Source organism: Sphingobacterium corticibacterium (assembly GCF_004208525.1).
GTDB lineage: Bacteria > Bacteroidota > Bacteroidia > Sphingobacteriales > Sphingobacteriaceae > Sphingobacterium > Sphingobacterium corticibacterium.
This window is the reverse complement of the sequence record NZ_SGIT01000009.1, coordinates 1-1,644: the sequence shown is the minus strand read 5'-3', so window position 1 is coordinate 1,644 and position 1,644 is coordinate 1. Positions and strand designations below refer to the sequence as shown.

At 54.0% G+C, this 1,644-nt stretch carries 1 rRNA gene; it reads left to right on the top strand.

Features of this window, described 5'->3' with window-relative positions:
* Positions 1-97 precede the first annotated feature (97 nt).
* Positions 98-1,625 (top strand): 16S ribosomal RNA (locus EWE74_RS21005).
* Positions 1,626-1,644 lie beyond the last annotated feature (19 nt).

Below are 1,644 nucleotides of genomic sequence, written 5' to 3'. Positions count from 1 at the left end.
AGCTGTAAGAGATTACAATTTTTTCGGTCCGGGCCGTACAGTATACAATTACTGACGATCCGGTCATATAAGATGACCGGGGTCAATTTACATTTTTACAATGGAGAGTTTGATCCTGGCTCAGGATGAACGCTAGCGGCAGGCCTAATACATGCAAGTCGGACGGGATTCCAGTGTAGCTTGCTATACTGGATGAGAGTGGCGCACGGGTGCGTAACGCGTGAGCAACCTGCCCATGTCAGGGGGATAGCCCGTTGAAAGACGGATTAATACCGCATAACACATAAGTACCGCATGGTTCTTATGTCAAATATTTATAGGACATGGATGGGCTCGCGTGGCATTAGCTAGTTGGTAAGGTAACGGCTTACCAAGGCGATGATGCCTAGGGGCTCTGAGAGGAGTGACCCCCACACTGGTACTGAGACACGGACCAGACTCCTACGGGAGGCAGCAGTAGGGAATATTGGTCAATGGGCGGGAGCCTGAACCAGCCATGCCGCGTGCGGGAAGAAGGCCCTATGGGTCGTAAACCGCTTTTATACGGGAACAACCGCATGTACGTGTACGTGCCTGAGTGTACCGTAGGAATAAGGATCGGCTAACTCCGTGCCAGCAGCCGCGGTAATACGGAGGATCCGAGCGTTATCCGGAATTATTGGGTTTAAAGGGTGCGTAGGCGGCACTTTAAGTCAGGGGTGAAATACAGCGGCTCAACCGTTGCAGTGCCCTTGATACTGAAGTGCTTGAATTCGGACGAAGGAGGCGGAACGGGACAAGTAGCGGTGAAATGCATAGATATGTCCCAGAACCCCGATTGCGAAGGCAGCTTCCTAGGCCGATATTGACGCTGATGCACGAAAGCGTGGGGATCGAACAGGATTAGATACCCTGGTAGTCCACGCCCTAAACGATGATGACTCGATGTTTGCGATATATTGTAAGCGTCCAAGCGAAAGCGTTAAGTCATCCACCTGGGGAGTACGATCGCAAGATTGAAACTCAAAGGAATTGACGGGGGCCCGCACAAGCGGAGGAGCATGTGGTTTAATTCGATGATACGCGAGGAACCTTACCCGGGCTTGAAAGTTAGCGACGGTATCAGAGACGGTACTTCCCTTCGGGGCGCGAAACTAGGTGCTGCATGGCTGTCGTCAGCTCGTGCCGTGAGGTGTTGGGTTAAGTCCCGCAACGAGCGCAACCCCTATGTTTAGTTGCCAGCACGTTAAGGTGGGGACTCTAAACAGACTGCCGGCGTAAGCCGCGAGGAAGGTGGGGACGACGTCAAGTCATCATGGCCCTTACGTCCGGGGCTACACACGTGCTACAATGGGCGGTACAGCGGGAAGCTACCTGGCAACAGGATGCGGATCTCGAAAAGCCGTCCACAGTTCGGATCGGGGCCTGCAACTCGGCCCCGTGAAGCTGGATTCGCTAGTAATCGCGTATCAGCAATGACGCGGTGAATACGTTCCCGGGCCTTGTACACACCGCCCGTCAAGCCATGAAAGCCGGGGGTGCCTAAAGCATGTAACCGCAAGGAGCGTGTCAGGGCAATACTGGTAATTGGGGCTAAGTCGTAACAAGGTAGCCGTACCGGAAGGTGCGGCTGGAATACCTCCTTTCTGGAGCGTCCGGACCGGT